The 6,224-nt window shown below is 49.6% G+C and carries 6 protein-coding genes; 4 read left to right on the forward strand and 2 right to left on the reverse strand.

Going from position 1 to position 6,224, the window contains the following annotated elements; all coding sequences use genetic code 11:
- Nucleotides 1–54 precede the first annotated feature (54 nt).
- The 3 genes from rssA (at nucleotide 55) to galU (ending at nucleotide 3,171) form a co-directional block, all read left to right on the forward strand.
- Nucleotides 55–957, forward strand: coding sequence for a patatin-like phospholipase RssA (gene rssA, locus EKN38_RS23620; protein ID WP_014832254.1), 903 nt, complete (start codon nucleotides 55–57; stop codon nucleotides 955–957).
- 91 nt (nucleotides 958–1,048) lie between these two features.
- Complete coding sequence (gene rssB / locus EKN38_RS23625; protein ID WP_014832253.1) at nucleotides 1,049–2,062, forward strand: two-component system response regulator RssB; 1,014 nt, start codon at nucleotides 1,049–1,051, stop codon at nucleotides 2,060–2,062.
- Between the two features lie 200 nt (nucleotides 2,063–2,262).
- Nucleotides 2,263–3,171 carry a UTP--glucose-1-phosphate uridylyltransferase GalU gene (gene galU, locus EKN38_RS23630; RefSeq protein ID WP_014832252.1) on the forward strand — a complete coding sequence of 303 codons (909 nt, stop codon included), beginning with the start codon at nucleotides 2,263–2,265 and terminating at the stop codon, nucleotides 3,169–3,171.
- 199 nt (nucleotides 3,172–3,370) lie between these two features.
- Here galU and hns read toward each other — a convergent pair whose 3' ends face one another.
- Nucleotides 3,371–3,784 carry a histone-like nucleoid-structuring protein H-NS gene (hns, locus tag EKN38_RS23635; protein WP_008502781.1) on the reverse strand — a complete coding sequence of 138 codons (414 nt, stop codon included), beginning with the start codon at nucleotides 3,782–3,784 and terminating at the stop codon, nucleotides 3,371–3,373.
- Nucleotides 3,785–4,333: 549 nt separating this feature from the next.
- Here hns and tdk point away from each other — a divergent pair.
- Nucleotides 4,334–4,948, forward strand: coding sequence for a thymidine kinase (gene tdk / locus EKN38_RS23640; protein WP_014832251.1), 615 nt, complete (start codon nucleotides 4,334–4,336; stop codon nucleotides 4,946–4,948).
- A gap of 78 nt (nucleotides 4,949–5,026) precedes the next feature.
- On the opposite strand, the gene EKN38_RS23645 is transcribed toward tdk, so the two are convergent.
- On the reverse strand, nucleotides 5,027–6,224 hold a 1,198-nt coding region (locus EKN38_RS23645; protein WP_126522915.1), incomplete at its 5' end, for an iron-containing alcohol dehydrogenase.

Genomic DNA, 6,224 nt, shown 5'->3' on the forward strand with positions numbered 1-6,224 from the left:
TGAGCTGTTGCGTCGACGCTATGTCGGGAATCCAGGGGAAGTAAAACAGGGCTAATGAGAAAGGTTAAAATTGGACTGGCGCTGGGCTCAGGTGCAGCCCGCGGATGGTCACATATCGGCGTGATAAATGCCTTAAACCAGATGGGCGTCGATGTCGATATTGTTGCAGGGTGCTCGATTGGATCGCTGGTGGGGTCCGCCTATGCGTGTGGAAAACTGCCGGAACTCGAAACATGGGTGCGATCCTTCAGCTATTGGGACGTGCTGCGCCTGATGGACCTTTCCTGGCAGCGTGGCGGGTTGCTTCGCGGTGAACGCGTCTTTAACCAGTTCCGTCAGATTATGCCTCTCCAGGATTTCAACGACTGTCAGATGCCTTTCGGCGCCGTGGCGACGAATCTCAGTACGGGGCGTGAGCTTTGGCTGACCGAAGGGGATATCCACCTTGCCGTTCGTGCCTCCTGCAGCATGCCGGGGCTAATGGCACCAGTCCCGCATAACGGCTATTGGCTCGTTGATGGCGGGGTCGTTAACCCGGTGCCAATCTCTCTGACACGTGCGATGGGGGCTGATATTGTGATTGCCGTCGATTTACAGCACGACGCTCACCTGATGCAACAAGACCTCATGCCTGTCAATCTGCAAAGTGAAGATGCTGAGGGCGAGAAACTGGCCTGGCATGAACGCTTACGCGGTCGCATTGGTCGTATGGCTGCACGCCGCTCGGTAACCGCGCCGACGGCAATTGAGATCATGACGACGTCCATCCAGGTGCTTGAAAACCGCCTGAAACGTAACCGTATGGCGGGCGACCCACCGGATATTCTGATTCAACCCTATTGTCCACAAATCTCTACCCTTGATTTCCATCGGGCTGAGGCCGCCATCGCAGCGGGATCTTTAGCCGTCGAAAAGAAAATGGACGAATTATTGCCCTTTGTGCGAACAGCACGTTAAGTACCTTTTTTTGACTACTTCAGCAAAATCTGACAGGCGATAGTGCCGATAGCATGCCACTATTTAGTAACTGTCAGCCAGGGGAGGAACCATGACGCAGCCATTGGCCGGAAAACACATTTTGATTGTTGAAGACGAGCCCGTTTTCCGATCGCTACTGGATTCGTGGTTATCCTCGCTGGGGGCAACCACTGCCCTGGCTGAAGATGGTGTCGACGCGCTGGAAAAAATGGTCAGTATCACGCCCGATCTGATGATCTGTGATATCGCAATGCCGCGGATGAATGGCCTGAAGCTGGTTGAACATCTGCGTAATGAGGGTAACCAGACCCCCATTCTGGTGATCTCCGCGACGGAAAATATGGCGGATATTGCCAAAGCATTGCGTCTGGGGGTGCAGGATATTCTGCTGAAACCAGTAAAAGATCTGAACCGGTTGCGTGAAACGGTGCTGGCATGCCTTTATCCGAATATGTTTAATTCCCGCGTTGAGGAAGAGGAGCGCCTTTTCCAGGACTGGGATGCACTGGTCAGTGATCCGCCTGCCGCGGCGAAGCTGTTGCAGGAACTTCAGCCACCGGTACAACAAACTTTTTCACATTGTCGAATAAATTATCGTCAGCTGGTGGCTGCTGACCAGCCCGGACTGGTGTTGGATATTGCGCCACTGTCGGATTCGGATCTTGCGTTTTATTCCCTGGATGTCACCCGTGCAGGCGATAATGGTGTATTAGCGGCGTTATTACTTCGTGCGCTATTTAACGGTCTGTTGCAGGAGCAGTTATCGCATCAGGGGCAACGGCTTCCTGAGTTAGGCAGTTTGCTGAAACAAGTTAACCAGCTTTTTCGCCAGGCCAATTTACCAGGACAATTTCCCCTGTTGGTAGGTTATTACCACAGTGGATTGAAAAATCTTATCCTCGTGTCAGCAGGTCTGAACGCCTCACTGAATACCGGGGAACATCATATTCAGGTTAGCAACGGTGTGCCGCTGGGTACATTGGGTACGGCTTATCTTAATCAAATTAGCCATCGCTGTTCCTCCTGGCAGTGCCAAATTTGGGGCGCCGGGGGACGGTTGCGGTTAATGTTGTCCACGGAATAAGCAGTTGGATTTTAATTTTAAGATTGCTTTACCTGTGTTTTGCGGGGAGTGCTACTATCGCTGCCTAGATTCATGCGTATTTATCCTAATTGATCGGCAACGCGTTCTTTTCAGACCCGGACTGTGGGATGAGGCTGATATACTCAACGCGTTATTTAATGCATAAAAGTTCAAAACTTGAACAGCTCAGGAGAATTTGAATGGCTGCCCTAAATTCGAAAGTCAGAAAGGCCGTCATCCCGGTAGCGGGATTGGGGACCAGGATGTTACCAGCAACTAAGGCAATTCCTAAAGAAATGCTGCCACTGGTTGATAAGCCATTAATTCAGTATGTCGTAAACGAATGTATCGCAGCCGGCATCACTGAAATTGTGCTGGTTACGCATTCATCTAAAAACTCTATCGAAAACCATTTTGATACCAGTTTCGAACTTGAAGCCATGCTGGAAAAACGTGTTAAGCGTCAGCTGTTAGAAGAAGTTCAGTCTATTTGCCCTCCACACGTCACCATTATGCAGGTACGTCAGGGGCTGGCTAAAGGTCTGGGCCACGCAGTACTGTGTGCACATCCTGTTGTGGGTAATGAGCCTGTCGCGGTCATTCTGCCAGACGTTATTCTGGACGAATACGAATCCGACCTCTCTCAGGATAATCTGGCCGAGATGATCAAACGCTTCGACGAAACGGGTAGCAGCCAGATTATGGTTGAGCCTGTCGACGACGTCACCGCTTACGGTGTGGTTGACTGCAAAGGCGTTAATCTGGAACCGGGTGAAAGCGTACCAATGGTGGGCGTCGTAGAGAAGCCTAAAGCCGATGTCGCGCCGTCTAATCTGGCGGTAGTTGGTCGCTATGTCCTGAGCGCAGAAATCTGGCCACTGCTGGCGAAGACGCCTCCAGGAGCAGGGGATGAGATCCAGCTGACTGATGCCATCGATATGCTGATCGAGAAAGAGACAGTTGAAGCTTACCATATGAAAGGTAAGAGCCATGACTGCGGTAATAAACTCGGTTATATGCAGGCCTTTGTTGAATATGGCATCCGCCACAATTCACTGGGTGAAGAATTTAAAGCCTGGTTGAAAGAAAGCGTGGGTATTAAAAAATAACCCCGTCCGCGAATGATCAAGACCGGTGAGGCGATGCCCACCGGTTTTTTTATGCCCAAAACTCACGGCTGTAACCCTGGTCTGTAAGGAACATTAAATAGCGCTATGTCCCAATATGACGGCATGTAAGGGGATGTTTGTGGAAATTGCGGGTAAAAAAAATCCCGCATTAAGCGGGATTTTTCTGAATACGTTAGGATTAATCCTTGATCAGGAAGTCGTCCAGCTGTTTACCTTGCTCATCCATGGCTTTTTTGATAACAGCAGGAGTACGACCCTGGCCAGTCCAGGTTTTCGTTTCGCCGTTCTCGTCTACATAGCTATATTTAGCCGGACGAGCAGCGCGTTTTGCTTTAGTACCGGTCTTAGCTGCAGCCATGCTGTTCAGCAATTCATTTGGATCGATACCATCAGCAATCAGCATTTCACGATATTGCTGCAGTTTACGCGTACGCTCTTCGATTTCAGCAGCAGCAGCGCTTTCTTCTTCGCGACGTTCATTAACTACAACTTCTAATTTTTCCAGCATTTCTTCAAGCGTTTCCAGGGTGCATTCTCTTGCCTGCGCACGAAGAGTACGGATGTTGTTCAGAATTTTAAGTGCTTCGCTCATTGTAGTAATCTCAAACTTATAATGGGGGGTGGTTTGTTGTCCTAATAATAGAGCGATAAATTCAGTTGTGCAATAGGTGGGAATGTAAGGAATTCAAAAAATATGGAATTATGGCCGCTATTATTAATTACGCTAACTTAAATTTCATCACCTGACAGGCTCGCTTGTTATCACGCTTAGCTGCTTAACCCGTTCGGTTGCATCTTTTTTTTGTGACATTTACCGCAGGAATTATAGTTGCAGCGGATAAATATCAGCCTTTTGTATTAGTTTTTGCCCGCGTTGCAAAGGCAAAAATAGTTAATAAATAGTGAATTTTAATGAACGGTGATTCCAGTATAAAAAGAAGTGTTATCTTTAGCGGGATCGAGACATATTGCGCTTGCTGAATCAGTTTACCTCCTGTTTTATCGCATTATTTTCGTAAATTTCCTGCGGTTAACGCCGTAGAGAACCCCATAGACTGTGTGGTGTATCGCTGATGACCAGACAAAATATGGTACAATGATTCATCGGGAATATTACACATTGATTAGGGTTTGACGGCCAATGGCACAACTTTATTTCTACTATTCGGCAATGAATGCCGGTAAATCCACGGCGTTACTGCAATCCTCCTACAATTATCAGGAACGAGGGATGCGTACCGTTGTTTACACTGCTGAAATCGACGATCGCTTTGGCGCCGGTAAGGTGAGTTCCAGAATCGGTCTTTCGTCACCGGCCAGACTGTTTAACCCGCAAACGGACCTGTTGCAGGATATTCGTGCAGAGCATACCTCCCAGCCCATTCATTGCGTTCTGGTAGATGAGAGCCAGTTCCTGACGCGTGAACAGGTCCATGCGCTTTCTGAGGTTGTTGATGAACTTGATATTCCCGTTCTCTGCTACGGATTGCGCACGGACTTCCGCGGTGAGCTATTTGCCGGTAGCCAGTATTTGCTTGCCTGGTCCGATAAACTGGTCGAACTGAAAACCATCTGTTTTTGCGGTCGCAAAGCCAGTATGGTGCTTCGGCTCGATCAAGCCGGAAAACCCTATGCAGATGGTGAGCAGGTGGTGATAGGAGGCAATGAACGTTATGTGTCGGTCTGCCGTAAGCATTATAAAGAAGCGTTGTCTGTAGGCTCACTGACGGCGATACAGCACGACAACCGGAAGTAGTGTTTCGGGTCACGTAAAATGCCTGATATCCGGACATAAAAAAACCCGCCAGTGGCGGGTTTTTTATCACGTTGTCAATCAGGCGCTTTTCTTCGCTTTTTTGTCAACTTTAATGGCTGGTGCTTCTGTTTTCACAGCTGCAACGTCACCTTCTTTGAACTCACGTCCGTAGAAGGTATCCAGCAGGATCTGTTTCAGCTCGGAGATCAGTGGGTAGCGCGGGTTCGCACCAGTACACTGGTCATCGAATGCATCTTCAGACAGCTTATCAACGTGTGCGAGGAAATCAGCTTCCTGAACACCCGCTTCGCGGATAGATTTTGGAATACCCAGTTCAGCCTTCAGGCTTTCCAGCCATGCCAGAAGTTTCTCGATCTTCGCGGCAGTACGGTCGCCCGGTGCACTCAGACCCAGGTGGTCTGCGATTTCAGCGTAACGACGACGTGCTTGCGGACGGTCGTACTGGCTGAAAGCAGTCTGCTTGGTTGGGTTGTCATTCGCGTTATAACGGATAACGTTGCTGATCAACAGGGCGTTCGCCAGACCGTGAGGAATGTGGAACTGTGAACCCAGTTTGTGAGCCATTGAGTGGCAAACCCCGAGGAAGGCGTTCGCAAACGCGATACCGGCGATGGTTGCCGCACTGTGGACACGTTCACGGGCGACCGGGTTTTTAGACCCTTCGTTGTAAGACGCTGGCAGGTTTTCTTTCAGCAGTTTCAGCGCTTGCAGAGCCTGACCGTCAGAGAACTCAGAAGCCAGTACGGAAACATACGCTTCCAGGGCGTGGGTGACGGCGTCCAGACCACCGAATGCACACAGTGATTTCGGCATATCCATCACCAGGTTGGCATCAACGATGGCCATATCTGGAGTCAGTGCATAGTCAGCCAGTGGGTATTTCTGACCCGTTGCGTCATCTGTTACTACTGCGAACGGTGTAACTTCTGAACCTGTACCGGAAGTGGTGGTTACCGCGATCATTTTCGCTTTTACACCCATTTTCGGGAACTTGTAGATACGTTTACGGATGTCCATAAAGCGCAGCGCCAGTTCTTCGAAGTGGGTTTCTGGATGCTCGTACATCACCCACATGATTTTCGCGGCGTCCATTGGGGAACCACCACCCAGTGCGATAATCACATCTGGTTTGAAGGAGTTAGCCAGTTCGGCACCTTTGCGAACAACGCTCAGGGTTGGGTCAGCTTCAACTTCAAAGAACACTTCAGTTTCCACACCAGCGGCTTTCAGAACAGAAGTGATCTGGTCAGCGTAA

This window comes from Enterobacter sp. WCHEn045836 (assembly GCF_003965585.1).
GTDB lineage: Bacteria > Pseudomonadota > Gammaproteobacteria > Enterobacterales > Enterobacteriaceae > Enterobacter > Enterobacter dissolvens.

Coding starts and splice junctions, on each gene's coding strand:
- galU (WP_014832252.1), top strand. CDS start 2,263: ATGGCTGCCCTAAATTCGAAAGTCAGAAAGGCCGTCATCCCGGTAGCG.
- rssB (WP_014832253.1), top strand. CDS start 1,049: ATGACGCAGCCATTGGCCGGAAAACACATTTTGATTGTTGAAGACGAG.
- hns (WP_008502781.1), bottom strand. CDS start 3,784: ATGAGCGAAGCACTTAAAATTCTGAACAACATCCGTACTCTTCGTGCG.
- tdk (WP_014832251.1), top strand. CDS start 4,334: ATGGCACAACTTTATTTCTACTATTCGGCAATGAATGCCGGTAAATCC.
- rssA (WP_014832254.1), top strand. CDS start 55: ATGAGAAAGGTTAAAATTGGACTGGCGCTGGGCTCAGGTGCAGCCCGC.